General features: G+C 60.9%; 22 protein-coding genes. 1 reads left to right on the top strand and 21 read right to left on the bottom strand.

Annotated features, from left to right (window positions below; genetic code table 11):
- Positions 1-51 precede the first annotated feature (51 nt).
- From PMI29_RS07155 to PMI29_RS07205, 11 genes are all read right to left on the bottom strand, one after another.
- Positions 52-1,437 carry an aspartate aminotransferase family protein gene (locus PMI29_RS07155; RefSeq protein WP_008001679.1) on the bottom strand — a complete coding sequence of 462 codons (1,386 nt, stop codon included), beginning with the start codon at positions 1,435-1,437 and terminating at the stop codon, positions 52-54.
- A 23-nt stretch (positions 1,438-1,460) separates the two neighbouring features.
- Positions 1,461-2,933, bottom strand: coding sequence for an NAD-dependent succinate-semialdehyde dehydrogenase (locus PMI29_RS07160; protein ID WP_008001677.1), 1,473 nt, complete (start codon positions 2,931-2,933; stop codon positions 1,461-1,463).
- Between the two features lie 164 nt (positions 2,934-3,097).
- Entirely contained in the window at positions 3,098-4,132 is a 1,035-nt protein-coding gene (gene proX / locus PMI29_RS07165) for a glycine betaine/L-proline ABC transporter substrate-binding protein ProX (RefSeq protein WP_008001674.1), read from the bottom strand.
- Positions 4,133-4,205: 73 nt separating this feature from the next.
- Positions 4,206-5,102 (bottom strand): ABC transporter permease, encoded by an 897-nt coding sequence (locus PMI29_RS07170; RefSeq protein WP_008001672.1) that lies wholly within the window; start codon positions 5,100-5,102, stop codon positions 4,206-4,208.
- Positions 5,095-6,240 (bottom strand): quaternary amine ABC transporter ATP-binding protein, encoded by a 1,146-nt coding sequence (locus tag PMI29_RS07175; protein ID WP_081501705.1) that lies wholly within the window; start codon positions 6,238-6,240, stop codon positions 5,095-5,097. The genes PMI29_RS07170 and PMI29_RS07175 overlap by 8 nt, the downstream gene beginning before the upstream one ends.
- A 242-nt stretch (positions 6,241-6,482) precedes the next feature.
- A complete protein-coding gene (locus PMI29_RS07180; RefSeq protein WP_008001668.1) occupies positions 6,483-6,878 on the bottom strand; it encodes a carboxymuconolactone decarboxylase family protein in 396 nt (131 codons plus the stop codon).
- Positions 6,871-7,686, bottom strand: a complete 816-nt coding sequence (locus PMI29_RS07185) for an alpha/beta fold hydrolase (protein WP_008001666.1) — start codon at positions 7,684-7,686, stop codon at positions 6,871-6,873. Before PMI29_RS07185 ends, PMI29_RS07180 begins: the two co-directional genes overlap by 8 nt.
- Before the next feature lie 5 nt (positions 7,687-7,691).
- Positions 7,692-8,768: an LLM class flavin-dependent oxidoreductase gene (locus tag PMI29_RS07190; RefSeq protein ID WP_008001665.1), complete on the bottom strand. Its 1,077-nt coding sequence runs from the start codon at positions 8,766-8,768 to the stop codon at positions 7,692-7,694.
- A gap of 18 nt (positions 8,769-8,786) precedes the next feature.
- Positions 8,787-10,298, bottom strand: coding sequence for an aldehyde dehydrogenase (locus PMI29_RS07195; RefSeq protein ID WP_008001663.1), 1,512 nt, complete (start codon positions 10,296-10,298; stop codon positions 8,787-8,789).
- Positions 10,299-10,320: 22 nt separating this feature from the next.
- A complete protein-coding gene (locus tag PMI29_RS07200) occupies positions 10,321-11,280 on the bottom strand; it encodes a flavin reductase (RefSeq protein ID WP_008001662.1) in 960 nt (319 codons plus the stop codon).
- 114 nt (positions 11,281-11,394) lie between these two features.
- Positions 11,395-11,994, bottom strand: coding sequence for an amino acid synthesis family protein (locus PMI29_RS07205; protein ID WP_008001659.1), 600 nt, complete (start codon positions 11,992-11,994; stop codon positions 11,395-11,397).
- A gap of 168 nt (positions 11,995-12,162) precedes the next feature.
- Between PMI29_RS07205 and PMI29_RS07210 the strand changes: the two genes are divergently transcribed.
- Positions 12,163-13,944, top strand: coding sequence for a helix-turn-helix domain-containing protein (locus tag PMI29_RS07210; RefSeq protein WP_238541677.1), 1,782 nt, complete (start codon positions 12,163-12,165; stop codon positions 13,942-13,944).
- Between the two features lie 258 nt (positions 13,945-14,202).
- Here PMI29_RS07210 and PMI29_RS07215 read toward each other — a convergent pair whose 3' ends face one another.
- The 10 genes from PMI29_RS07215 to PMI29_RS07260 all read right to left on the bottom strand — a co-directional run.
- A complete protein-coding gene (locus PMI29_RS07215) occupies positions 14,203-15,510 on the bottom strand; it encodes an OprD family porin (RefSeq protein ID WP_008001655.1) in 1,308 nt (435 codons plus the stop codon).
- Between the two features lie 89 nt (positions 15,511-15,599).
- On the bottom strand, positions 15,600-16,172 hold the full coding sequence (locus PMI29_RS07220; RefSeq protein WP_008001651.1) for a PPC domain-containing DNA-binding protein: 573 nt from the start codon (positions 16,170-16,172) through the stop codon (positions 15,600-15,602).
- Positions 16,173-16,290: 118 nt separating this feature from the next.
- Entirely contained in the window at positions 16,291-17,868 is a 1,578-nt protein-coding gene (locus PMI29_RS07225; protein WP_008001648.1) for an aldehyde dehydrogenase (NADP(+)), read from the bottom strand.
- A 31-nt stretch (positions 17,869-17,899) separates the two neighbouring features.
- Positions 17,900-18,859: an amidohydrolase family protein gene (locus tag PMI29_RS07230; RefSeq protein WP_008001646.1), complete on the bottom strand. Its 960-nt coding sequence runs from the start codon at positions 18,857-18,859 to the stop codon at positions 17,900-17,902.
- A complete protein-coding gene (locus PMI29_RS07235; RefSeq protein ID WP_008001644.1) occupies positions 18,852-19,811 on the bottom strand; it encodes an amidohydrolase family protein in 960 nt (319 codons plus the stop codon). Before PMI29_RS07235 ends, PMI29_RS07230 begins: the two co-directional genes overlap by 8 nt.
- A 15-nt stretch (positions 19,812-19,826) precedes the next feature.
- On the bottom strand, positions 19,827-20,285 hold the full coding sequence (locus PMI29_RS07240) for a thioesterase family protein (RefSeq protein ID WP_008001642.1): 459 nt from the start codon (positions 20,283-20,285) through the stop codon (positions 19,827-19,829).
- Between the two features lie 31 nt (positions 20,286-20,316).
- A complete protein-coding gene (locus tag PMI29_RS07245; protein ID WP_008001640.1) occupies positions 20,317-22,215 on the bottom strand; it encodes a TRAP transporter large permease in 1,899 nt (632 codons plus the stop codon).
- A gap of 15 nt (positions 22,216-22,230) precedes the next feature.
- Positions 22,231-23,274, bottom strand: coding sequence for a TRAP transporter substrate-binding protein (locus PMI29_RS07250; RefSeq protein ID WP_008001638.1), 1,044 nt, complete (start codon positions 23,272-23,274; stop codon positions 22,231-22,233).
- Positions 23,275-23,437: 163 nt separating this feature from the next.
- Positions 23,438-24,646 (bottom strand): CaiB/BaiF CoA transferase family protein, encoded by a 1,209-nt coding sequence (locus PMI29_RS07255; protein ID WP_008001636.1) that lies wholly within the window; start codon positions 24,644-24,646, stop codon positions 23,438-23,440.
- A gap of 1 nt (position 24,647) precedes the next feature.
- Positions 24,648-25,052, bottom strand: a 405-nt coding sequence (locus PMI29_RS07260; RefSeq protein WP_008001635.1) for an enoyl-CoA hydratase-related protein, incomplete at its 5' end; no start/stop codon positions are given.

The raw sequence follows: 25,052 nt of genomic DNA, 5'->3' as shown, positions 1-25,052 counted from the left end.
GGCATCAACTTAAGTGGCGAGAGAGCAAGCTCCCTCGCCACAACGATAGCGTTAACCCAATACTTCTGCGGCCACCTGGTCAATCGCTCCCTTGGTGATATCGACAATCAAGTCCGCCTCGGCCTCGGTCAGGATCAGTGGCGGGGCGAAGCCGAGGATGTCGCCATGGGGCATCGCCCGGGCGATCATGCCGCGCTCAAGGCAGGCTGCCGAGACTTTCGGACCGACCTTCAAGGCCGTATCGAATGGTGTGCGCTGTTCACGATCGGCCATGAACTCGACGGCGGCGAGCATGCCGTCGCCACGCACTTCACCCACCAACGGATGGCCTTCGAGGGTTTCGCGCAGCCGGCGGTTGAGGTAACCGCCAACCTTTTCGGCGTTGGCCGTGAGGTTTTCCCGCTCCAGGATATCGAGGTTGGCCAAGGCCGCCGCCGCGCAGATCGGATGCCCGGAATAAGTCCAGCCATGGCCCATGGCGCCTTGGGATTCTGAAGCTTTTTCGATCACATCCCAGACTTTTTCGCCGACGATCACTGCTGACAGCGGCGCATAAGCACTGGTCAGGCCCTTGGCCGTGGTGATCAGGTCCGGACGCATGCCATAACGCTGGCTGCCCATCTTCGAACCCAGGCGACCGAAGGCGCAGACCACCTCGTCGGCGATCAGCAACACGTCGTACTTGTTCAGCACCGCCTGAATCGCTGCCCAGTAACCGGCAGGAGGGACCACGATGCCACCGGTGCCCATGACCGGTTCGCCAATGAATGCGGCGACGGTATCGGGGCCTTCGGCGAGGATCATTTTCTCCAGTTCGTCGGCGCAATAACGCACGAACGCGGCTTGATCCATGCCGGTCGGCGCCTTGCGATACCAGTGTGGGCACACGGTATGCTTGATGCCTTCGGCCGGCAGGTCGAAATGCTGATGGAAGCTCGGCAGACCAGTCAGGCTGCCGGTCATGATCCCCGAACCGTGATAACCACGGTCGCGGGAGATGATTTTTTTCTTCTGCGGGCGACCCAATACGTTGTTGTAGTAGCGCACCAGTTTGATCTGGGTTTCGTTGGCGTCGGAACCGGAAAGGCCGTAATAGACCTTCTTCATGCCTTCAGGCGCCCAGTCGATGATGCGGCTCGAAAGCTCGATGATCGCTTCGGTCGAGTGCCCCATGTAGGTGTGGTAATAGGCCAGCTCCTTGGCTTGCTTGTAGATCGCGTCGGCAACTTCGGTGCGGCCATAGCCGATGTTCACGCAGTACAGTCCGGCGAAGGCGTCGATGAGTTCACGGCCTACGTGGTCGCGGATACGGATACCCGAGCCGCCTTGGATGATGCGTCCTTTGAGCGCGCCGCTGGCGTGGTCATGGGCGTGAGTCGAAGGGTGCATGAAGTGCGCACGGTCTTGTTCGAACAGCGAGTCGAGTTCTTGGTTCATGGCATGTCTCCTGAGAACTGGCCTTAGAACTGGCCTTGATGGTGCAAGCAAAAGTATTTGGTTTCGACAAAGGCTTCGAAGCCCTCGGTGCCGCCTTCACGGCCGAGCCCCGAGGCTTTCATGCCACCGAACGGGATCGGATGGCCGGTGAACTTGACGCCGTTGACAGCGACCATGGCGTGGTCGAGTCGGCGGATCAGCGGGTAAATCAGGTCCAGGCGATTGGAACAAATGTAGGCGGCCAGACCGTATTCGGTGTCGTTGGCCATCTCGACGGCCTGGTCGAGGGTGTCGAACGGCATTACCCCGGCAATCGGCGCGAAATTTTCTTCGCGGTAGATGCGCATTTGCGGTGTGACGTCGGCCAGTACCGTTGGCTGGTAAAACAAGCCGCCAAGGGCATGGGCCTCGCCGCCGACCAGCCGTTGCGCGCCTTGTTGCAAAGCATCGGCGACACGTTCAGCGGTGACATCGAAGGCGGCCTGGTGCATCAACGGGCCGACATCGACCTGTTGTTCGCGGTCGCCGATCATTGCCGGACCGACTTTCAACTCACGCACGGCAGCGGCAAAGCGCTTGAGAAATTCCGGGTAAACCGAGCGTTCGACCATGATGCGGTTGGCCGCGCAGCAATCCTGGCCGGAGGTCTGGAACTTGGCCGCTACCGCGATTTTCACCGCCAGCTCAAGATCGGCGTCGGCGCAGACAATGAACGGCGCGTTGCCGCCCAATTCCAGCGAAACCTTTTTCACATCCTGAGCCGCCGCCTGCAGCACCAACTTACCGACGCGGGTCGAACCAGTGAAACTCACCGAACGCACGCGGCTGTCTTGCACCAGGGTCTGCATGGTCATCTGCGGTTCACCCAGCACCACGTTAAACACTCCGGCCGGGAAACCCGCTTCCTCGGCGAGTTGCGCCAAGGCGAACGCCGAGTAAGGTGTTTCATGGGCTGGTTTGATCACAACAGTACAACCGGCGGCCAGGGCGGCGGCCGCTTTGCGGGTGATCATGGCCGAGGGGAAATTCCACGGAGTCAGCAACGCGCAGACGCCGACCGGCTCCTTGACTGTGCCCAGGTGCGCGCCGGGGATGTGGCTGGGAATGTTTTGCCCGTACAGGCGCCGTGCCTCTTCGGCGAACCATGGAATGAAACTGGCGGCATAGGCGATTTCGCCACGGGACTCGGCCAGGGACTTGCCTTGCTCCAGGCTTAGAATCCGCGCCAGGTCTTCCTGATGCTCAAGAATCAATGCCGCCCAGCGCCGCAAAATCTTCCCGCGTGCCTCCAGGCTTTGTTCACGCCAGTCGAAGAAAGCACGGTGCGCGGCATCGACGGCGGCGACGATCTGCGGCTGATCGAGCAGCGGTACATGACCGATCAACGTCTGATCGGCGGGGTTATGCACGGCGATGCTGTGGCCGCTGTCGCTGTGCACCCAATGGCCGTCCACATAGCAGAGGGCCTTGAACAGCAACGGGTAATTGTTGGTCATGGTGTTACTCCCAATCGTCTGAGTTCAACTAATGCTAGGGCAGGGCGGTGGGGGGAATTCGCGGTTTGGTTGGGGGGCAACAGTCGTTTTTTTCTGATTACAGGCTGTCAAACAGAGCTTTTTGTGTTGAGCGGGAGCCCCCGCTCAACACAAGGCATTTGGCGCTACTGAGCGTTTTTGGCCGTGGCCACCCACCCATCCATCGTCGCCTTGTTTTCACTCATCCAGTCGTCAGCCAACTTGCGAATATTGCGTTCGCTTGAACCATCCTGGCTGATGGTTTTTTCCCAGTAGCTCCAGGTCGACTGGGGGAACGTCATCTGCTCCACCAGGGACTTGATGGCCGGGTTGGCGGCGATGAATTGCTTGTTGCCGATGGCGTACCAGTTCCACGCGGCCATGGCCATGCGGCATGGGTCGGCGCCACCGGCACAACCCGCCACCCCGGGAGTCAACGCCGAAGTGGTGCTCGGTACATTGCCAGGCAGGGCGTCAAACGGTGTCGGCAGCCACACCACGTCCTTGCCCGGCACCATGGTGTTGGTCATCCACGACGGCGCCCAGGCATAGAAAAACACCGGTTCGCCGCGCTTGAGACGGGCGACGTTCTCGAACATCAACGCCTCATATTTGCCGCGCACGGGGTTGACGGTGGCCTTCAGGCCAAACTTGTCGAGTTGATAGTCGACCACATCGCCGCAGCCCCAACCCGGGTCGCAGCTGATCAGGTCAGCCTTGCCGTTCTTGCCGAACAGTCCGGCGATCTTCGGGTCTTTCAGCTGTTCCAGACTTGTGATGTGGTAAGCGTCGGCGGTTTTCTTGTCGATCATGTAGCCGTTGTAGCCGGCGCCAGTGATAGAGCCGGCGCCTACTACCTCAGTACGTTCCTTGACCTTGTCAAAGCTGGGTTGCAACTGCGGCAGGGTCACATCCATCGAGAGGTCCAGGTCGCCCTGGGCCGCTGCCGGGAAAAACAGCGTGGTATTGACGGTGCTCAACTTGGTGGCGTAACCGAGGCGCTTGCTGGCTTCGATGGCGATTTTGGTGATGACGTAGTTACCGCCGGTGCTTTCCGACTGCACGAAGCGGATGGTCTTGCCGTTGCCCGGCAGGTCCTCGGCCTGCACCGCAGTGCAAGCCAGACCCACCACGGACAACGTTGCTGCAAATCCAAGCAAGGCGTTGAATGGACGCATCATGATTTTCCTCTTTGTTTTTCTCGTTATGGTTAAGGTGCGGCAGTCAATAACTGGCATTCATGACTTCTTTCTCTTATGCGTTGACCTGGCGCGAGTTGAGCAGCCGTTTGAACAGCGACTTGCGCTTGTGCGGCGTCGGTTGTGCCAGGTTCTGTGTGATCCGGTCGAGCATCATCGCCAGCAACACAATGGCGATCCCACCCACCGCCGCACGGCCCACGTCCATCCGTCCCAGGCCTTGCAACACCACCAGGCCCAGACCTTCGGCACCGATCATCGCCACCACCACGGACATCACCATAGCGGTGAGCACCGTCTGGTTCAGCCCGCCGAGAATGGTCGGGATCGCCAGGGGCAACTGGATTTCCCAGAGCAATTGGCGACGGTCGGCACCAAAGGCCTGGCCTGCTTCGACCAGTTCGGTTTCGACCATGCGAATGCCCAGGTAGGTAAAGCGGATCAGCGGCGGGCAGGCAGAAATCACCACCGCCACTTCGCCCGACACGGTGCCGACGCCAAACAGCATCACCACCGGCACCAGGTACACGAAGGTCGGCGTGGTCTGCATGATGTCGAGGATCGGTCGCATCACGGCCCAGACCCGTTCACTGCGGGCGCACCAAACTCCCACGGGAATGCCGATGACCATGCAGATGACAATCGCCGTGGTGATCAGCGACAGGGTGGTCATCGCCTCGTCCCACACCCCCAGCGTGGCGATGATCACCAGGGCAATGGCACTGAATAGCGCTACCCCCAGGCTGGCGGCGCGGTAAGCGATCAGGAACATCAGCAGCACCATCACCGGGAATGGAATGGCGTGGATCACCGTGTCGCTGAAGGCCAGCAGGTGCTCCACCGGCCAGCGAATGGCCTGGAACATCGGGCGAAAATGAATGCCCAGCCACTCGACGCATTGGCTGATCCATTGGTCCACGGGGAAAACGGCGAGGTCTTCTGAACTAAGCATGGTGTGCAACCTCCGAGACGAAAGGGCGAGTGGCCGGGGGGCTGGAAGGGAGGCCGGCGATGCAATCCAGGATGTGGGCGCTGTTCAGGGTGCCAACAAACACACCGTCAGCCTCGACCACCGCGACCGGCAGGCCGGGTTTGAGCAGCCGTGCCACTTCCACCAACTTGGCGCTGGCCGGCACGCTGACAAACTGCAGCGACAGGCGTTGCTGAGCATCGGCACCACCGCCCACCGCCAGCAGTGCACGGGAGTCCAGCACGCCAATTGCCTCGCCGGCGGCATTCAGCACAAACGCGCTGGCGCTTTCATTACCGACGATGCGGATGTCGTCCTGGACCAGCAGGGTGCCGGCTTGCTCCATGATCGAGCGCGCATCGAAAAGCCGCGAGCGATCCACCTCGCGGGTGAATCCGGCCACGTAGTCGCTGCCGGGGTTGGCGACGATTTCCTGGGGCGTGCCTTCGCGCACCACTTGGCCGTCCGCCATGATCGCAATGCGCGTGCCGAGCTTCAGTGCTTCCTGGAAGTCGTGTGTGATGAACAGAATGGTCTTTTTCAGGGTGCGTTGCAGGCGCAGCAGTTCGTCCTGCATTTCAGTGCGGATCAACGGGTCGAGGGCGCTGAAGGCTTCGTCCATGATCAACACATCGGCGTCGGTGGTCAGGGCGCGGGCCAGACCAACCCGCTGGCGCATGCCGCCGGACAGTTCATGGGGGTGATGATCGGCCCACTTGGCCAGGCCGACGATGGCCAGCACTTCCTCGGCGCGTTTGCGCCGCTGGGCGGCAGGTACGCCGCGAAGCTTGAGGCCGAACTCGGTGTTTTCGATCACGGTCTTGTTCGGCAGCAGGGCGAAGTGCTGGAACACCATGGAGATGCGCGTCCGTCGCACCTCTCGCAACTCGCTTTCGTTCAGGGCCACCAGGTCTTTGCCGTCCAGCAGGATCTTGCCGGCCGTGGGTTCGTTCAAGCGGTTGATGCAGCGGGCCAGGGTGGATTTCCCTGAGCCGGAGAGACCCATGATCATGTAGATCGCACCGCTGGGAATAGACAGCGACACGTTGTTGAGGCCGACCACCGTCGCGGTCTCGGCCAGGATCCGGTCTTTGCTGGCGCCGGCGGTCAAGAGCTGCATGGCTCTGTCCGGGGTTGAGGAGAAGACCTTGTAGAGGTTCTCAATCTTCAGTCGTTCGCTCACCAATTGCCTCCAATTGTTGTTTTTCAATCTGTGGAAAATTTCATCAATAGAAATTTTTTGGGCTTCTGGCAGTTAATGGTCTTTCAGTTGCTACGGGCGCAAGGGTGCAATCTGAAAATTTTTGTTGTTGTGCGGGGCACTTACAGCATGAGCGGTGTGGCGAGTGCAAGGTTGAGACGTCAGCCGGTAGCAGAATCTGTCGCACCCATGCTTTCCCGTGCTTTCCGGGCGACGCGGAAGGCTTCGACACCCGCCGGCACCCCGCAGTACACCGCGACCTGTATCAGGGCGCAGCGCAGTTCCTCGTCCGTAAGGCCATTGCGGATGGCGCCGCAGAAGTGCGTGGCAAACTCGTCCATGCGGCCCAGCGCCGCGAGCATGCCGAGGTTCAGCAGGCTGCGTTGCTTGAGGTCCAGGCCTTCATCGGTCCAGACCATGCCCCAGCAGTATTCGTTGAGCACGTCCTGGAACGGCCGAGAGAAATCATCGGCCTTGCCCAGCGCCTGGTCGACGTATGCATTCCCCAGGACTTGACGGCGAACCGTTTCGCCCTGGGCTTGCAATGACTTATCCATGTTGTACCTCCGGATCATCAATCAGAAAGTCACGCATCAGATTCGCCACCAGTTGCGGCGCTTCGATGAGAATGCAGTGGCGTAACCCCGGCAGGATTTTCAGTTGCGAGCCGTGGATACGCTCGTGCATGAGGGCCGCCATTCTCGGGTTGGAACCCGCATCGTCGGCACCGGTGGCAATCAGCGTCGGGCAGCGAATCCGCTGGAGTTGGTCGCCGAAATCCGACTCCGCCAACACCCGATACGCCGCCGCATAACAACCGGGATCATTGTTGGCATTCAGCTGCCGCAGACGGCTGACGGCCTCAGGGTGATGCGTCTGAAAATCCTCGGTCAGCCAGCGTGACAGCGACGCTTCGTAATGCGCCACCGGTTCGCCGGCTTGCAAGGTCGCCAGACGTGTCTGGACCCGTTCGCGTTCCTGCGCAGTACGCCCGGCGACCGTCGACAACAACACCAGACGCTGAACCCGCGCCGGATGAGTCAGCGCCAGGCGCTGGGCGATCAAACCACCCAGCGAGAAGCCCGCCAGGTCGAAGTGCTTGAAGCCAACGTGATCGGCCAGGGCCAGCGTTTCACCCACGAGGTGATCGATCTCATAGCGTCCCGGGGTGCGGGACGACTGGCCGTGGCCGCGCAGGTCGAAGGTCAGGATGGTGAACTGATCTTTCAATCCGTTCACCACATCACTCCATGCTTCAAGGCTTGAGCCAACGCCATGAATGCACACCAGTGGTCGCGGCCCATGGCCATCGAGGCGATAGTTGAGCGTGACGTTGGCCACACTGAATTGTTGTGCCTGGCTCATGGCGCTTACCCCGTGACCTTGTCGTGGCGTTTGGCGCGTTCGCGTTCGGCGAAAACCGGCATCACTTCATCGATGAACAGGCGCAGGGTCTGCTTCTGCAATTCGAATGGCAGGTTGAAGGTGAGCCCCAGGCAATACTGATCGACGCCAGCGGCTTCGTAGTCGAGCAACTTTTCGATGATTTGCTCCGGGGTGCCGAACATCAGGTTGCGCCGAATGTTTTCCGGGTTGTAGTTCTCCTTGCCCCGCACGGCTTCAAAGGGCACAGGCTCGGGGAAGCCGTTGTGCACGGTGCCGACGTTCTGCATGAGGTTTTCGAAGGCGCGGCCAAAGTCCATGCTGTGCTTGACCGGCAGTTCCCAGTCCTGCGGCTTGGCGTAGACGCAGGTGCGGCGCTGCATCATGAACCGCGGACGCGGTACATGGGGGTTGTCGGCCACGGCTTTGTTGAATTTCTCGCCCAGCACGGCGATTTCTGCCGCCGGGGCCGAGAGCGGGGTGGAGAGAATGTTGGCACCGATGCTCACGGCCCAATCGAAGGTGCCCGGATCCCGCGCGGCCACCCAGATACGCGGGTGATCCTTTTGCAATGGCTTGGGCACGGCGGCCGTCAGCGGGAATTTCCAGTAATGGCCGTCATGGGCGTAATCCCCGGCCCAGAGCTTTTGCACCGCCGGCACCAGTTCCTTCATATAGCCCACGCCTTCCTGCTGTTGCAGGCCAGGGGTCATGCGGTCGAACTCGTATTGATAAGAGCCGCGGGCGATACCGAATTCCAGGCGGCCCTTGGTCAGGTGATCGCACAGCGCAGCTTCACCGGCCAGGCGGATCGGATGCCAGTACGCGGCGGCCAGCGTCGCGGTGCCCAGGCGAATGCGCTGGGTGTGCTGGGCCAGCCACACCAGCGTCTGGAACGGGTTGGGGGCGATGGTGCATTCGAGGGTGTGGTGCTCCGAGGTCCACAGGGTTTCGAAGCCGCCTTCATCCGCGATCTGCGCCAGTTCCAGCAGGTTGGCCATGACGGTCTGCATGGGCACGTCAGGGGAAAAGCGTTCCATGCTCAGGGATACGGCAAATTTCATAAGGTGCTCCTTGAATAATCAGCGCAGGCGAATGACGAAGGGGTCTTGCATTTCGCCGGAGTAGTCGATGACCACGTTCTTGGCCCGGGAAAACTCGCGCATCACGTCGAAGCCGCCACGACGGCCGTAACCGCTCTGCTTGAAGCCGCCATTGGCGGACATGTAGGCTGAACTGCGGTAGGTGTTGATCCACACCGTGCCGGCGTCGATGCGGTTGGCGAAACGCATGGCGCGGTCGATGTTCTGGGTCCAGATCCCCGAGGCCAGGCCGTAGTGGGTGTCGTTGGCCAGGCCGATCATTTGTTCTTCCGAGGTGAACGGCATCACGCCGACCACCGGGCCGAACAGTTCGTCGCGCATGAACGGCATGTCGTTGCTGGCGTTGGCCATCACCGTTGGCTCGAAGTACCAGCCTTCGGACAGATTCGAGGCATTGGGACGTTTGCCGCCGATGGCCACTTGCGCGCCCTGTTTTGCGCCGCTGGCGATGTAGCCTTCGAGTTTTTGCAATTGGGCTTGCAGTGCCAGCGGGCCGATATCGGTGTGTTCTTCCATGGGATGGCCAACCTTGATGCGCTGGGTGCGGGCCACCAGGGCTTCAACGAATTTGTCGTAGATCGGCGCTTCGACGAAGCAGCGCGAGCCGGCGACGCAACTTTGCCCGGCCGCGGCGAAGATGCCAGAGACCACGCCGTTGACCGCCTTGTCGATGTCGACGTCGGCAAACACCACATGGGGGGACTTGCCGCCCAGTTCCATCTGGCACGGCACCAGGTTGTTGGCCGCATTGCCGGCGATGCGTCGGCCGGTGTCGGTGCTGCCGGTGAACACGTATTTAGCGATGTCCGGGTGGCGAGTCAGAGCATCACCAGTGACGGCACCGTTACCGGTGACGACGTTGACCACGCCAGCCGGGAAGCCCGCTTCGATCACCAATTCGGCCAAGGCCAGGGTAGAGGCGCTGGCATGTTCCGACGGCTTGATCACCACGGTGTTACCAATCGCCAGGCACGGCGCCAGGGTGCCGGTGAGCAGCATCAGCGGTGAGTTCCAGGGGGTGATCATGCCGACGACCCCCAGCGGTTCGCGGGTGCTGTAATTGAGCTGGTTGAGCTTGTTGACCGGGATGGTTTCACCTTGCAGCTTGTCGGCCATGCCGGCGAAGTAGATGTAGGCGTCGGGCAGGGCGCTCATCTGGGCACGCATTTCCCGAAGCAGCTTGCCGTTGTCGCGGGTTTCCAGCAGGGCCAGTTCTTCAGCGTTTTCGGCGACCAGTTGCGCCAGGCGATACAACAACTTGCCCCGTGCGGTGGGCGTCATATTGCGCCACTGCGGGTCGTGGAAAGTTTTGTGCGCCGACGCGACTGCGCGAGCCACATCGCTGGCATCGGCCTGGGCGAATTGGTACCAGGCCTGGCCGGTGGTGGGGTCGAAACTTTCGACCCAGGTTTCGCTGGCAGGCGCGACGAACCGGCCATCGATAAACAGGTTGAGGCGGTTGCCCGCAAGGGCGCTGACCGTGGTTTTCATGGAAGAGTCCTGTGGGTGCGTGTCAAAGGGGTTCGGCAGTCAGTGCGCAGCTCTCGATCATCGCCACCCGTCCGCTGGCGGCGGAGCCGGTATAGATGCCGAACTGCTGGTTCTGGCGCTCGCGGGCATAGCGGCGCACCACTGAGCGCAGTTCGTTGACCGGCATCAATTCGATGGGCAAATCGTCGAGGGGAAAGAAGCGCAAGGTGTCGGGTAACTCGACATCAGGGCTGTCGAGTTGGGCGCGGTAGATCAGGTAACCCGGGTCGGTGTCGTCGACATCGAACGCCGAATACAGAAAGGTCGACTCCAGTTCCACCGGCAGCGAGCTTTGGCCGGCATCAATGAAGCCTTTGCGCTTGCCGGCTACGGGCAGCGTCCAGCCGCCTTGGCCATCGGCGCGAAACAGGATCGCGTCATCGGCTTCGATCAGGTAGCCGATGATCATCTTGTGCGAGTCCAGCCAACTGGCCGGTAGCGGGTCCTGGATATTCCCGTAGCGGCCACGGCAAAAACACAGCGGCAACTTGGGGCTGGTGCCGAAGGCGCGAACCTGGCCGATCAACACCAGATGGTCGCCGGCTTCAATGCGCTGGTGCACGGTGCAATCGAACCAGGTCAGGCTGTCGGTGAGGATCGGCGCCCCGGTGTGGACCGTGTCGTGATTGACGGTCTGGAACTTGTCTGGCGATTTGGAGGCAAAGGTGCCCGAGACGTCCACTTGCCCTTCATGCAGCAGGTTCACGGCAAACTGTTCGCTGGCGGCGAACGCAGTGTAGCTGGCCGCCGATTTGCCGACGCACACCAGCAGCAGCGGCGGATCCAGGGAAACCGAGGTGAATGAGTTGGCCGTCATGCCCCGTGGATTGCCTTCGGCGTCATGGGTGGTGATGACGGTGACGCCGGTCACGAAGGTGCCGAAGGCCTGGCGCAAGGCGCCGGGATCGACGGCGGCGTTGGCATTGATCACGGTGCTTGGCATCGGAGTACTCCTGTTTCTTGTTGTTTGGAAGAAGCCTACGGGGAAGCAAAACCGTAGGCTTGCGTCGATCAAGAGGAAGTTTTGTGGAAATTTTGCTGCGTTAAGAAGGAAAGATCAGTCCTTGAGTTGTTCCGCTTCCATCTCCGCCATGTCTTGATAGCGGTCGGCAATCCTTGGGTGCGCACGGGAGCCGTCGGAGGCGCCAATGGCGATCAGCACTTCGTCCGGGCCCGGTGCATCGGCGATCTGGAAGTTGGCGGTCAGGAAGTGCGAGCGCTTGCCGGTTTCGCTTTTGTGCACCATCGGCAACGAGAGCAGGGCGCCCGGAGCGTTGCGGGTGTTGGTGAAACTCAGGTAGGCGGTGCCTTGTACGGCGTCGCGGAACAGGTTGCCGAAGCGCAGGGTGTGGATCAGCCCCGAGGCGTGTTCGATCTCACCGTTGACCCCGACAGCGGCGGCCTTGCCAAAGGCTTCGACCTTGTCGCCCGGCATCAGGGCCGTCAGGCGGCGGGTCATTTCATAGCCCAGGCCCGGGGCCAGGCGCAGGATCTCCGGGCGCAGGTTTTCGACGAAACCCTGGCCAGCCCAAGGGTTCTTCAACACGGCGGCCACCACGATCAGGGTGATCGGCTTACCGGCGTCCTTGCCGCCTTCGATAAAGGTTTCTTCGATAAAGGTGCAGTATTTCCTGACGCCCAGATTTTCCAGATTCATGATGACTCGTCGCCCTTGTGGCTGTTGGTTGTGGCCTTAGGCTAGGAGCAAAGGGAAAGAGCGTCTTCCGTGGTTTCGCAGTGAAAATTAGTTGGACATTGCTCTGAAACGGCGCAAGTATCCGGCGGGCCTGGCAGGCAAGTTGGCTGCCTTGACCTCCATGTTCAGGTGAGCGCCTTGAATCGAGAAATGCAGATACTGTCGTTGCGCGATGTAGCGAGTCAGATCAACTCCGGCGGTGATCTGCAATCGATGCTGCACCAATTGGTCTACGCCAGTTGCCGGCACACCCACTGGACCATGAGCTCGATCATGGCCATCGATATGGAAGCCGGTTTTGGCCATGTCATCGCCCGCCATGACCCGACCCTGGTGCAGCGGCCGCTGGTGGATTGCTGGGAGCTGTCATCCAGCCCGGTAATGACCGCCTTGCAGCGCAATGAGCCGGTGTTCATCCGTGACGTGCGCGTATGCGAGTACCCCGGTTATCGCCACGAATCTCTGGAGCGGGATTACCGCACGGTGATGGTGATGCCGATGAACTGCACCGACTTCGATGGCCGGCCCATGGTGCTCAGCGTGATTTCCCGCACGCTCATGGACGTATCGGAGGAAGATCGGGTGTTCCTCGGCATGATCATCCACCTGGGTGCCATCGCCGTGGAGCGCCAGCGTCAACTGGAAGCCGAGCGTCGCGCCGCCGAACGCATGCAACAGGCGTTGCATGTGCACACCACCTTATTGGAGCACGTGCTGGGTGGTGGTTCGGTGACCTCATTGTCGTTGATGGTCGGCAACCAATTGCCCAACCCGGTGATTGCCGTGGACTTTACCGCCAATCAGGTGGTCGCCGGTCGCTCGCCGGACACTGCATTGTTCGATGATGCCGCCTGGCAGTCGGCGGTCGCCGGTGTGCTGGGGGTGCAAATCTCCAAAGCGACCCATGAAAGCTTGCGCAGTGCTTTGCGCAGCACAGTCAACCTGTTTCTCGACGACGGCGAGCGCCAGTTCACCCTGCGGGCGCAAATCGAGCCGTTGATGGTCGATCAAGAACTTGTGGGAGCGCTGGTGCTGTTCCCGGTGGCTGCGCCGGTCAACGAACTGGACCTGCTGATGCTGGAAAGCGCCAAGTTCGCCTTGAGCGTGCAGATGATGCGCAGCTTTATCCGCTTTCGCTTTGAAACCCGCACCCAGACCGAACTTCTGCTTGAAGTACTTGAAGGTCGCTGGCGCGACACCGATGACATTCAGCAGCGGGCCCAGCGTCTGGGTTTCGGCTTCAACACCGCGCAGCAGATGATCATTGTCGATTATGGCGACAAGGCGCGGGAGGCGAAGAATCTGCACCACAACGTCGCCCGTATCCTGCAACGGGCGGGCATTCACTCGACGGTAATTATCGTCGACAACGGTCTGGTGTGCCTGGTGCCGTCCGAAGGCGAGAAAGGCCGCGAGCGGCTGGCCAAGCTCAAGCGGCAGATTGTCGATGACCTGGCGCATTACTTGGGGAGCGAGCCGATTCTGCTGGCCAGTGGCGTCTGCAAGGCGCTCAGCGATTACCCGGCCGCGTGGGAGCGCTGCCGGCGGCTGATCGAGATCGCCCGATCGTTTGGCCGCCGTGGGCCGATTTCCGATAAGGACTTCGGGCCGATGCCGATCTTTGTGGCCGCGGTGGGCGGGGAGGATATTCGTACCTTCGTCAATGAAAGCGTGGGCGCGATGTTGGCCCATGATCGCAAGCATCAAACGCCTTATCTGGAAACACTGACTGTGTATCTGCGCGAAAGATGCCGTAGCCAGGCCTGTGCGGATGCCATGGGAGTGCATGTGACAACGCTCAGATATCGCCTCACGCGGATTCAGGAGCTATTCGGCATTGATGTCGAGACACCGGAGCGGCGGTTTGCAACGGAATTGGCGATTCACCTGCAACAGGTAATTGATAATTAGGATGACGTTTTTTCAGGTTCAACGAACCTTTCAGATCGGATCATCTTGCAATCTGACTGCGGCAAAGGAAGCGACTAAGGGATGGCCGTAGGGTAACTGCGCCAAGGCGCAGTTATATCGCCGTTCCATGCGAGTATCTATCTTCACTGCGTGCTGGACCTATGGGCAAGACAGTGACGCCTGCGGCATGCCCTCAAAAGTCTAGCCCCTCCCGTAGGCCAGCGTCCTCGAAGTGAGCGATATCGTGATGTTCTGTAGCTAAAACAGCGGAATGCTATAAGTCACGATCAACCGATTTTGATCCTGGTTGCGGGACGCTTCGCTGTTCGACTTGCCATTGCGCCAACCGAATCCAACCCCTTTAAGCGCACCGGACTGGAGCACGTAGTCCAGGCTGATATCCCGCTCCCATTCTTTCTGATTATCACTGGATGTCGTCTTGATATTGTCCCCGCTGAGGTACATGACTGACGCTTTCAAACCCGGTACCCCCAAGGCTGCGAAGTCATATGCATACTGACCGAAGGCTGTGCGCTCGCCCGCGCGGGTGAAGGTCTGGATCAGGCGATCGGTATACAGGTAAAGACTGGCCCCACCGGCGCCTTTGTCCGGCAAATTGCCCTGATTGAGCTGAGTGAAATTACTACCGCTCGAAACGCTTTGGTAACCCGCCGTAATCGCATGGGCACCCAAGGAGTAAATCAGCGCGGCACTCCAGGTCCGGTTGTCGATCTCGCCATCGTTGTCTTGGGTGTAGCCACTGATTCTGTAGCCCGAGGTGCCCGAGCTGTTTTTACCGGACGAGTCGGTCTTGAAGTAACGCAGGTCGGTTTTCAGGGATTGATTGTCCGAGATCGCCAGTGTGTGGATCAGGCCGAAAAACTGCTGGGTGTAATAGTCGTCCAGGTTGGCGTAGTAATACTGGACGGTCAGGTCCTTGGTGATTTTCCAGTCGCCGCCAGCGAAGTCGAACGCATTGCTTTCACGGGTACCGCCCGTGGCGGCCAGGCCGGTTTGATCGCTTGAACCCCGGCCTGTGGCGTGTTCAATTCGGCCACCTGTCAGGGTCAGATCCTTGAACTCGCTCGAAGTGATTTGCCCGCCCTCGAATGTCTGCGGCAGCAGGCGACCGTCGTTGGCCACCAGGATCGGCAGCTTCGGCATCAGCGTGCCCAGACGCAGTTCGGATTTCGAGACCTTGACCTTGCCGGTCAGCCCCAACCGGCTCCACTCATCGACGGCGCTGTTGTCGCTGTCCGAAGGAATCATCGAGCTGCCGACATGCCGTCCTTTGCCGCTGTCCAGGGTAACGCCCATCAAACCCAGCGCATCGATGCCAAAACCCACCACGCCATCGGTGTAGCCCGACTTGTAGTCGAGCATGAAACCCTGTGCCCATTCTTCGGTTTTCGAGGGGGCGGCCGAGCCGTCGCGGTTGTCATTGTTGAAGTAGAAATTGCGCATGCCCAGCGTGGCTTTGCTGTCACTCAGGAAGTCGGCCTGCGCCTGGGTGCTGAGTGCAATGGCACCCAGAGCCAGGGTTACGACCGTGTTCTTGTTGCCCATATGAAGCGCCCCTTGTTTTTGTAGTTGGAATTGAGAAGGGTGACTCCCGCCATCACAGATGCGCTGTCGGCGGGAGCCTGCAGTTGGAATCAGATACCCAGTACGTTGGCACCGATGCACGGGTCAATCCCGCGTTCCAGACGACGCTGGTGCAAGATCACAGTGATCTCCATCGAACCAGTGGTGACTTCGAAATCCAGAATGTGGCCGCCATAGGCCTGGAACGTGGCGTCGCCGGCGACACCGTGCATGTGGATCGAAGGCTGGTCATTCTTCCACGCCACCGAGCCGGTGATGCTGGCCATCTCGACGTTGCTGAAGGTCTTGGCGTCGAAGTCCTTTTTGTCCTTGTTCCAGAAACCGAACTTCACGTTGCCGAAACCGATCCCGCTGATAGAGGCACTGGGGATCTTCTCGGCTATCGCCAGTTTGGTCAGTTCCTTGAACGCGTTGTCACCCGTGCGCAACACCATGAGGTAACCGGTGGGGGTCTTGGTGTAGCGGGGTGTGGCTTCAGTGGCACATTGCATGGGCGCTGTCGTCGCGGTGGGGGTGGTGTCTGCAACGGCCAGTTGAGTGCCTGCGGTATTGATCATCACGGCGGCAGTAACGGCCAGCATCAGTCTGCAAAAGCGTTGTTTCGGGTGACGTTGAACGTGCATGAGACTTCCTCTGTTTTTATTGTGGGTGCAGCGGTTTTCGGGACGAACGAATCCGATGCCTGTTGTTCACAGGCACGGAAGTTGTTGCTATCAGTGGGCGTTAGTTGAAGCCGGTGACTTACAGCGCTTCGCGGTGGCTGACGCCGTCAACCAGGCGGGCGATGCCCAGCGGGTTGGCATTTTTCAGGGCGTCTGGCAGCAGGTTGTCGGGGCAGTTCTGGTAGCACACAGGGCGCAGGAAGCGATCGATCGCCAGAGTGCCGACCGACGTGCCGCGCGCATCCGACGTCGCCGGGTACGGTCCGCCGTGGACCATCGCGTCGCAGACCTCCACGCCCGTAGGGTAACCGTTGAACAATACGCGCCCGACTTTCTGTTCCAGCAGGGCCAGCACGTCGCTGACACTGCCGACTTCCGTGTCTTCAATCATCAGGGTGGCGGTCAACTGTCCGCGCAGGCCGTGCAAGGCCTGCATCAACTCGGCGTGGTCGGCGACTTCGACGACGATAGTGGTCGGGCCGAATACTTCTTCCTGCAGCAATTCATCACCGTTGATCAACAGGCTGACGTCGGCCTTGAACACTTGTGGTCGTGCCTGACTACCCTGTTGGTCGGTGCCGGACAGGTGCGTTATGCCGGGGTGGGCGCGCAGGTTGTCCAGGCCGTGGCAGTAGCTTTTCAGGGCACCGCTGTTGAGCATGGTTTGTGCGGGTTGTTCGTTCATCAATCCGGCAAAACGCTCAATGAAAGCGGTGAACTCCGGCGAGCGAATGCCCAGTACCAAACCGGGATTAGTGCAGAACTGACCCGCACCCAGTACCACAGAAGCGCTCAGCTCGGTGGCGATTTTGTCGCCGCGTGCCTTCAACGCTTCGGGCAACAGCAACACCGGGTTGATGCTGCTCATCTCGGCGAACACCGGGATCGGTTGCGGGCGTGCTGCTGCCATGTCACACAAGGCCCGACCGCCGCGCAACGAACCGGTGAAACCGACTGCCTGAATTGCCGGGTGCTTGACCAGTGCTTCACCGACACTGCCGTAAAGCAGGCTGAAGACACCTTCAGGCATGCCGGTTTTTACCGCGGCGCGAGTGATCGCATCGGCGACGTAATCGGCGGTCGCCATATGCCCGCTGTGGGCCTTGAACACTACAGGGCAACCGGCAGCGAGGGCTGAGGCTGTATCGCCGCCCGCGGTAGAAAAGGCCAGCGGGAAGTTGCTGGCACCGAACACCGCGACCGGTCCGAGGCCGGTGCGATACTGGCGCAGGTCCGGGCGGGGCAGCGGTTGTCGGTCCGGCAGCGCACAGTCGATGCGCGCACCGTAGAAATCGCCGCGCCGCAGCATCGTGGCGAACAGGCGCATCTGGCCGCTGGTGCGGGCCCGCTCACCCTGGATGCGCGCGGCGGGCAGGGCGGTTTCCCGGCACACGAGGCTGATGAACGGTTCATCCAGCGCCTCCAGTTCTGTGGCAATGGCGTCGAGAAAACCGGCGCGACGTGCGGCAGAAAGGTTGCGAAAGGTCGGGTAAGCCGTGGCGGCTGCTTGTGCGGCTGCGTTCACTTCTTCCGTTGTCGCTTGATGAAAGCGGTACGGCAGCGCTTCCCCGGTGCTGGCGTCGTGGCTATGCAGGGTGGTCGTACCGTTTGCCGAACGTGTGCCGGCGATGTAGTTGTGGCCTGAAACTTCAAACATGTTGGACTCCTGGTGAGCGGTGCAAAGGGGTTCAGGTGAGCCGGTAGATGCGTCGGGCGTTGTCATGAAACAGGGCCAGCCGCTCAGCGAGGGGGCGGTCGCGAACAATGGCTTTGAACCCGTCGAGGACTTCGCTGAGGCTGTTCACCACGCCATCGACCGGGTAATTGCTGGCGAACGCGCAACGGCTGACATCGACAATCGAAATCGCGTCGTTCACCACCATCCGGTTCGCTTCGACTGGCCATGCCTTGCCGGGGATGCAGATGCCGGAAATCTTCAAGGCAACGTTCGGCTCCCGTGCCAGCAGCGCAAGGTTGGTACGCCACCCGGCCAAGCCTGCTTCGGACCGATCCGCCGGCAGCGCGGTGTGATTGACCACGATGGTCACGTCGGGAAAGTCCCGGGCCAGCTCGGCGGCTTCTGGCAGATGCCACCAGGGCGCCTGCAACTCGAAGTGCAGGCCGTTTTTCGCCAGGTGTGCGTAGCCCTCACGCCAGCGCGGGTCACGCATGGAGCCTGATTCTGCAAAATCTACACGCCAGGCCTCGCGGCTGGTCACCGTCGGTTTGTGGCGGATGCCGCGCACCAACGGGTGATTTGCGTACAGGCGCAACAGGTCGAAAGCGTCTTCACGGTCCAGCCAGGCCTGCGCAACCATCGCCGCCACGCCGGGTTCGCTCTGCGCCAGTGATTCGACAAACATCACTTCATCCGCAGGTGTTGCCGGGTCCCATTCACCTTCAATGACGACGGTCTGCACCACGCGATGCTTGCCGGCCAGTCGGCGATAGTCGGCCGGCAGAAAGTTGCGGCAAATGGACGAGTAATCGCCATAGCGGAACGGTCGCAACGGGCGATCGTTCAGCCACGGGTAGTAATGGGCTTCGATGTCGAAATAGTGTTGGTGCGCGTCGACGATAGGCAGGTCCGCATCGTCGCCGCTGGCCAGAAAGCGTTCCCGCCAGTCGATGCTCGATACCTCATCCATGCAGTTGCTCCAGGCGATAAAAGCGTTGAGCATTGCCGGCGAACACTGCTTCCTGCACGGCACGACCCATCGGCGCGAGCATGTCAGCCATGCCATTGGCAATCGTGTCGTAGGAAGCGCGCAGCCCGGCCACCGGAAAGTTGCTGGCGAACATGCAGCGTTCGGGGCCGAAAATCTCCAGTGCGGTCAGTACCACCACCCGGTTGTCGGCGTAGTTCCAGGGCGAATCCTTCAGGCCGAACTCCGACAATTTGATGTGCACGTTGGGCTGCAAGGCCAGTGCTTCCAGGCCTTTGCGCCAGCGTGCGATGCCTTGCGGGCTGCGATCCCAGGCGAAGCCGGTGTGATTGAGCGCAATGCGGATTTGCGGAAACATCGCCGCCACCTCGGCCGCCTCGACCAAGTGCCACGGCGGCACGCGCAAGTCCCACGACAGATCGTGATCAGCCAGTCGCGCAAATCCTTCCAGCCATTTCGGGTCCTGCATGGTGCCCTTGGCCCCGGTAATCGACACGTCCGGCGACACCGAGGTCAGCGGTTTCGAACGTATGCCTTTGACCAGTGGCCGCGCAGCCTGGGCGGCGAGAATCTCGGCGCTGTCTTCGCGATCGAACCAGGCGTGGGCGACGATGGCGCTCGGGAAACCATAACGGGCGTTCACCTGTTCCAGCCACTGGGTTTCGGCGACTTGCTCATCGCGTGCGCGCTCGGCCTCGACATGCACAGTGCCGACCAACCGTTGCTTTTCGGTCAGAGCGAGAAAGGTTTCCGGCAGGAAATCACGGCACAGGCTGTGATAGTCGCCAAGAAAGAAGTCCTCGTGATAGTCGTCCTGCAGCCACGGATATCGACCGTTGCCCAGGTCCCACAAGTGATGGTGGGCATCGACAATCGGCAGCGCGTCTTCGCCGGCAAGGTTCGGCAAACCGTTGCGTTCGTGCAGCGTGATCATGACGTCGTCCCTTGTTCAGCGCGCCGCAGTCAATTGGGAAGGGCTGAGCACGCCATCTTCGACGTCGCCCGCAGCCTCTGCTTCGGCTTTGGCCTGGACGCGGCTGCGCAGTTTGGCAACGTTCACCACTACGCGGGTGTGCGCCGCCGTAGCCACCAGTTCAACGTCATCGCGCACTTCGACGTTGAAGGTGACACTGCGACCTTCAATGCGCGTGACCGTGGCAGCGATGTTCACCGACATTCCCAGCAGTGTGGCGCCGACGTGGCGGATATCGACCGCGGCCCCCACAGTGTTCTCGCCTTCATCGAGGAAGGTCAGCAGGTAATCAAGGCAGGTCTGCTCGATGTCATCGACCAGGCGCGGCGTGGCGTAGATGCGCAAGTCTTCGCCGAGAAACGAGATGGTGCGCTCCTTGTCGACGGTCAGTCGGCGTTCGGTGGCGGAGCCTGCATGCATTGTGGAGAAATTCATGGAAAACCTCTTGGTCAAGTCAAAGGGCAATTCAGGCAGTAGGCAGGAAGCCGATGGAAACCCACGGCACGGCGATCAGCACCGCCAGTGCCACCACCAGCGCGCCGAGGTACGGCCAGACCCGACGCATGGCTCCGCTAGGGTCGACCTTGGCGATAGCGCATGCGGCGTAGAACCCCACGCCAAACGGCGGGGCGAACAAGCCCAGGCCCATGGCGAAGATCGCGACCATGGCGTAGTGCACGTCGTTGATGCCCATGGCTTTGGCGATCGGGAATAGCAGCGGTCCAAACAGGACGATGGCCGGGATGCCTTCCAAAAAGCTGCCGAGCAGGATGAACGCCACGGCGGAGATAATCAGAAAGCCCAGCGCGCCGCCCGGCACAGTCGACATCACTTGCGCCAGCTGGTGGGAGAAGCCTGACTGGGTCAGCGCCCATGCCATGGCGGTGGCGCTGCCGATGATGATCAGGATCGCGCCGGACAACGACGCGGTGCTGACCAGGATCGGATACAAGCGGCGCCAATCGAAGCAGCGATAGCACAGCAGACCGACGATGAAGGTGTACGCCACGCCGATGGCGGCGACTTCGGTCGCGGTAGCGACGCCTTCAACCACGGCGGTGCGGATCACGAAGGGCAGGGCCAGGGCCGGCAACGCGACCAGCAGCGAGTGGCCGATTTCCTTGCCCGTGGCGCGTTTACCAGTGGAAGCGTCTTTCTTGCGGTTTTTCCACCAGACCACCGCCGCCATGGCAATTGCGCCCACGACTGCTGGCATGAAGCCGCCGGTGAACAGTGCGGAAATCGACACACCGGTTACCGAACCGATGGTGATCAGCACCAGGCTTGGCGGGATGGTTTCCGACATCGCCCCGGAGGCGTTGAGCATCGCCACCAGCTCGTTTTCGTCTTCGCCGCGTTTCTTCATTTCCGGAAACAGCGCCGGGGCGATGGCGGCCATGTCGGCAGCCTTGGACCCGGAAATGCCGGAGATCAGGTAGATGGCACCTATCAGCACATACGACAGACCGCCGCGCACGTGACCGATCAACGAGCACAGGAAGCGAATCATCGCCCGCGCCATGCCCATGGCTTCGATCAGCGCGCCCAGGAACACGAACAGCGGGATGGCCAACAGGATCAGGCTCGCCATGCCTTCGTCCATCCGACCGACCACCAGGGTCAGCGGCGTGCTGGTCATGGTCGACAGGTACGCCACCGTTGCCAGGCCGAACGCGACCATGATTGGCACGCCGATGACGATCATCGCCATCACGCCGATCATGAAGAAGATCACCAGGTTCCAGTTACCCATCTGTAGCATCGTGCCTTGCGCCACCCACAACAGCGCGGCGAGAGAGGCGAGCATCGCCACTGACACCGAGAAATCGATCAGCCGGGCGCTGGTCAACAGCCGCGCGACACAGGTCATCAGCATCAGGCTCAGGCCAACAGCGATGGCTGACACGCGAAAGGCGTTGGGGATTTCCAGGGCCGCGGTGGTGATGACCCATTCATCGCTGACGTACTCCCAGGCCGGAGTGAACAGCAGCCCGATGAACGTGATGACGATGACTGCGCCCAAGGTGTCGACGAATGCGCGTTTTTCTACCGGCAAGCGGCCGATGAACGAGGTCAGGCGCATGTGCTCGCCGCGACGCATCGCCACCACCGAACCGAGCATCGCCAGCCAGAGGAACAGTAGCGACGCCAGTTCATCCCCCCAGACGATCGGCTGGTTGAGCACATAGCGCGAGAACACGTTGCAGAACAGCAACGTGACTTCGATCACCACCAGCAGAGCCGCGCTGCCTTCAGTCAACCAGCGCAGGCCGGTGTCCAGCGTGCGTCCCAGGCGAAACGTGGCGTGGCGCGGGCTGAGTCCTTCAGCGGTTGTGACATCCGTCATTGGAATTTGATTTTTCATGACTGTGTCTCCGGCTTAGGACAGTTGACCCGCGTACTGCTCGAGCAAGCTCCAGGCTTCAGGGCCGTACTTTTCCTTCCACTGGCTGTAGAAGCCTTTCGATTGCAGGTCAGCCCTGAACAATGCACGGTCGACTTTATTGAAGGTGATGCCGTGGGCGGTCAGGGATGGCTCCAGGCTGGAGTTGAGATCGATCACCTGTTGGCGCTGGACCAGAGCGGCAGCGTTGATTTGCCGGGAGACGATTTCCTGCACATCGGCGGGAAGTTTTGGAAAGGTCTTGCCCGACGCAACGATCCAGAAACCGCCCCAGATGTGGTCGGTCATCGAGCAGTATTTCTGCACCTCATAGAAACGCGCGGACTCGACCACCACCAGTGGATTTTCCTGGCCATCGACGACCTTGGTCTGCAAGGCCGAGTAGGTTTCATTGATGCTGATGCCGGTCGGCGAGGCGCCCAGGGCACTGAACATCGACGTCCACAGGGGGCTGACCAGAACGCGCAGTTTGAAGCCGGCGAGGTCTTGCGGGGTATTGATCGGCCGCGTCGAACTGGTGATCTGGCGGAAGCCGTTGTTCCAGACTTTTTCCATCGGGATCAGGCCGACTTTCTCGGTCTTGGCGCGTACGTGCTCGCCCAGCTTGCCGTCCAGCGCGGCCCAGACACTGTCGTAGTCCTTAAAGGCGAACGGCATGCTTTCGATCGACATGGCCGGCACCAGCGTCGAAAGAATCGCGCCGGGCAACGGAATGAAATCAATCGCCCCGGCGCGCACCTGGGACAGCATGTCTGTGTCGCCTCCCATGGCGCCGTTGGCGTAGACCTGCAAGTCCACTGCGCCATTGGTTTCGACCTTGATGGCTTGCGAGGCAGCTTTCATCTGCTTGTTCAGCGGGTGGGTGTCGGGCAGGCTGCTGGTGTAGCGCAACACAATAGGTTTGGTCGCGGCGAAGGCGCCGGAAGGCAGCAGGCTGGCGGCGAAAGCACCACCCACGGTGACGCCGGCAGACACCAGGAAGGATCGGCGGCTAACGGACTCGGTCAAGATACGGCTCATGATGTTCACCTTGTTGTTTTTGTTGTTGTTCTAAAAAAAGCGGATCGCTGTAGGAGCGAGCTTGCTCGCGATGGACTGGAGAGCGCCGCGTTTAACCAGGCAAAGCGCGTCATCGTTAACGTCCATCGCGAGCAAGCTCGCTCCTACAAGATTGCGGTACATCTCAGGAGGCGAGCGCGACCACCGCCTGGCTTCGAATCAACTCGTCGATTTCGTTTTCCGCGTAACCGCTTTCCTTCAGCACTTCGCGGGTGTGTTCGCCGAGCAGTGGCGCAGGGCGGCTGGTCGGTGGTGCGGCGTTGTCCATGTCGGAGAAGTGAATCGGCAGGCCCATGCCGCGTACCCGCCCTTCAGTGGGGTGTTCAGTCTCGACGACCATGCCGCGCGCCTTGGTTTGCGGGTGGGCCAGGGCGGCGGCGATGTCGAGGACAGGTCCGGCAGGCAGTCCGAGGCTGTCGAACAACACCATCCATTCATCGGTGGTGCGCGCCACCAGCACTTCGTTGAGAATTTCCACCAAAGCCAGGCGGTGCTCCATACGTAACGCGTTACTGGCAAAGCGCGGATCGGCCTTGAGCTGCGGGACGGCCAGCGCCTCGACCAGTCGCTCGTAGTTGGCCTGGTTGGCGGCGCCGATATTGATCCAGCCATCGGCGGTGCGGAACACCTGATACGGCGCACTGGTGGAGTTGGCTGAACCCATTTTCGGCAGGATGGTGCCATCGGCGAAATACGCTGCTGCCGGCCAGTACATCTGTTGCAGGCCGGCTTCGAACAGCGAGGTATCGACCATCTGCCCAAGGCCGGTTTTCTGTTTGGCGGCATAGGCGGCGCAGATGCCGAGGGCGGCGAGGATGCCCGAGTTGATATCGGCTACTGGCGAACCGGCCTTGACCGGCTCGCGTCCGGCTTCACCGGTCATGCTCATCATGCCGCTCATGCCCTGGGCGATCAGGTCGAATCCGCCTTTTTCGCCGAACGGTCCGCTGCGACCGTAGCCGGAGATCGCGCAATAGATCAGGCCCGGATTGAGGATTTTCAGGGTTTCATAGCCCAGGCCGAATTTTTCCATGGTGCCGGCGCGGTAGTTTTCCGTGACCACGTCGGCGTCCATCAGCAAGCGCCGCAACACGTCACGGCCGCCGTCGGTTTTCAGGTTAAGGCCGATCCCGCGTTTGTTGCGGTTGACCACCATGAACGAGGCGGATTCACCGCTGGCCATGATCGGCGAGAAGCGGCGCGAGTCATCGCCATCCGGGACTTTCTCGACTTTCACCACGTCCGCGCCCATGTCGGCCAGCATCATGCCGCACACCGGTCCGGACATGATGTGAGCCAGTTCTACGACGCGCATGCCTGTCAGCGGTCCCATGTTATTTGCCCTCGAATTGTGGTTTGGCTTTCGCGATGAAAGCGTTCAGGCCGATCTGAAAGTCCTGGGTGTCGTAGCAGGAGTAACTGCTGTCGATCTGCTCGTCGGTGGGTGCGACGCCGGCTTCCAGTTGTCGCGCAGCCTGGCGGTGCCAGCGAGCGACAAGCGGCGCGCCGTTGGCGATGCGCTTAGCCGTGGCGAGGGTTTGCGACTCGACTTCGACGTCGGCCACGACACGAGTCACGAGATTTTTCACGTAGGCGTCATTGGCGTCGAGAATGCGACCCTCCAGGAGAATTTCCAGGGTGGTCGAGCGTCCGGCCAGCGCCACCAGGCCGGCCATTTCGTCATAGGACATGACCAGCCCGAGCTTGCCGACCGGCGCGCCGAAGCGGCTGGAGCTGCC

The sequence above is a fragment of the Pseudomonas sp. GM49 genome (assembly GCF_000282355.1).
Taxonomy (GTDB): Bacteria; Pseudomonadota; Gammaproteobacteria; order Pseudomonadales; family Pseudomonadaceae; genus Aquipseudomonas.
This window is presented reverse-complemented; position numbering and strand designations above follow the sequence as displayed.

Excerpts from the sequence above, each read along its gene's own strand:
- PMI29_RS07250 (WP_008001638.1), bottom strand. The coding sequence starts at position 23,274 with ATGAGCCGTATCTTGACCGAGTCCGTTAGCCGCCGATCCTTCCTGGTG.
- PMI29_RS07235 (WP_008001644.1), bottom strand. The coding sequence starts at position 19,811 with ATGATCACGCTGCACGAACGCAACGGTTTGCCGAACCTTGCCGGCGAA.
- PMI29_RS07190 (WP_008001665.1), bottom strand. The coding sequence starts at position 8,768 with ATGAAATTTGCCGTATCCCTGAGCATGGAACGCTTTTCCCCTGACGTG.
- PMI29_RS07240 (WP_008001642.1), bottom strand. The coding sequence starts at position 20,285 with ATGAATTTCTCCACAATGCATGCAGGCTCCGCCACCGAACGCCGACTG.
- PMI29_RS07180 (WP_008001668.1), bottom strand. The coding sequence starts at position 6,878 with ATGGATAAGTCATTGCAAGCCCAGGGCGAAACGGTTCGCCGTCAAGTC.
- PMI29_RS07225 (WP_008001648.1), bottom strand. The coding sequence starts at position 17,868 with ATGTTTGAAGTTTCAGGCCACAACTACATCGCCGGCACACGTTCGGCA.
- PMI29_RS07175 (WP_081501705.1), bottom strand. The coding sequence starts at position 6,240 with ATGCAGCTCTTGACCGCCGGCGCCAGCAAAGACCGGATCCTGGCCGAG.
- PMI29_RS07195 (WP_008001663.1), bottom strand. The coding sequence starts at position 10,298 with ATGAAAACCACGGTCAGCGCCCTTGCGGGCAACCGCCTCAACCTGTTT.
- PMI29_RS07220 (WP_008001651.1), bottom strand. The coding sequence starts at position 16,172 with ATGCACGTTCAACGTCACCCGAAACAACGCTTTTGCAGACTGATGCTG.
- PMI29_RS07160 (WP_008001677.1), bottom strand. The coding sequence starts at position 2,933 with ATGACCAACAATTACCCGTTGCTGTTCAAGGCCCTCTGCTATGTGGAC.
- proX (WP_008001674.1), bottom strand. The coding sequence starts at position 4,132 with ATGATGCGTCCATTCAACGCCTTGCTTGGATTTGCAGCAACGTTGTCC.
- PMI29_RS07255 (WP_008001636.1), bottom strand. The coding sequence starts at position 24,646 with ATGGGACCGCTGACAGGCATGCGCGTCGTAGAACTGGCTCACATCATG.
- PMI29_RS07185 (WP_008001666.1), bottom strand. The coding sequence starts at position 7,686 with ATGAGCCAGGCACAACAATTCAGTGTGGCCAACGTCACGCTCAACTAT.
- PMI29_RS07205 (WP_008001659.1), bottom strand. The coding sequence starts at position 11,994 with ATGAATCTGGAAAATCTGGGCGTCAGGAAATACTGCACCTTTATCGAA.
- PMI29_RS07215 (WP_008001655.1), bottom strand. The coding sequence starts at position 15,510 with ATGGGCAACAAGAACACGGTCGTAACCCTGGCTCTGGGTGCCATTGCA.
- PMI29_RS07200 (WP_008001662.1), bottom strand. The coding sequence starts at position 11,280 with ATGCCAAGCACCGTGATCAATGCCAACGCCGCCGTCGATCCCGGCGCC.
- PMI29_RS07245 (WP_008001640.1), bottom strand. The coding sequence starts at position 22,215 with ATGAAAAATCAAATTCCAATGACGGATGTCACAACCGCTGAAGGACTC.
- PMI29_RS07230 (WP_008001646.1), bottom strand. The coding sequence starts at position 18,859 with ATGGATGAGGTATCGAGCATCGACTGGCGGGAACGCTTTCTGGCCAGC.
- PMI29_RS07155 (WP_008001679.1), bottom strand. The coding sequence starts at position 1,437 with ATGAACCAAGAACTCGACTCGCTGTTCGAACAAGACCGTGCGCACTTC.
- PMI29_RS07170 (WP_008001672.1), bottom strand. The coding sequence starts at position 5,102 with ATGCTTAGTTCAGAAGACCTCGCCGTTTTCCCCGTGGACCAATGGATC.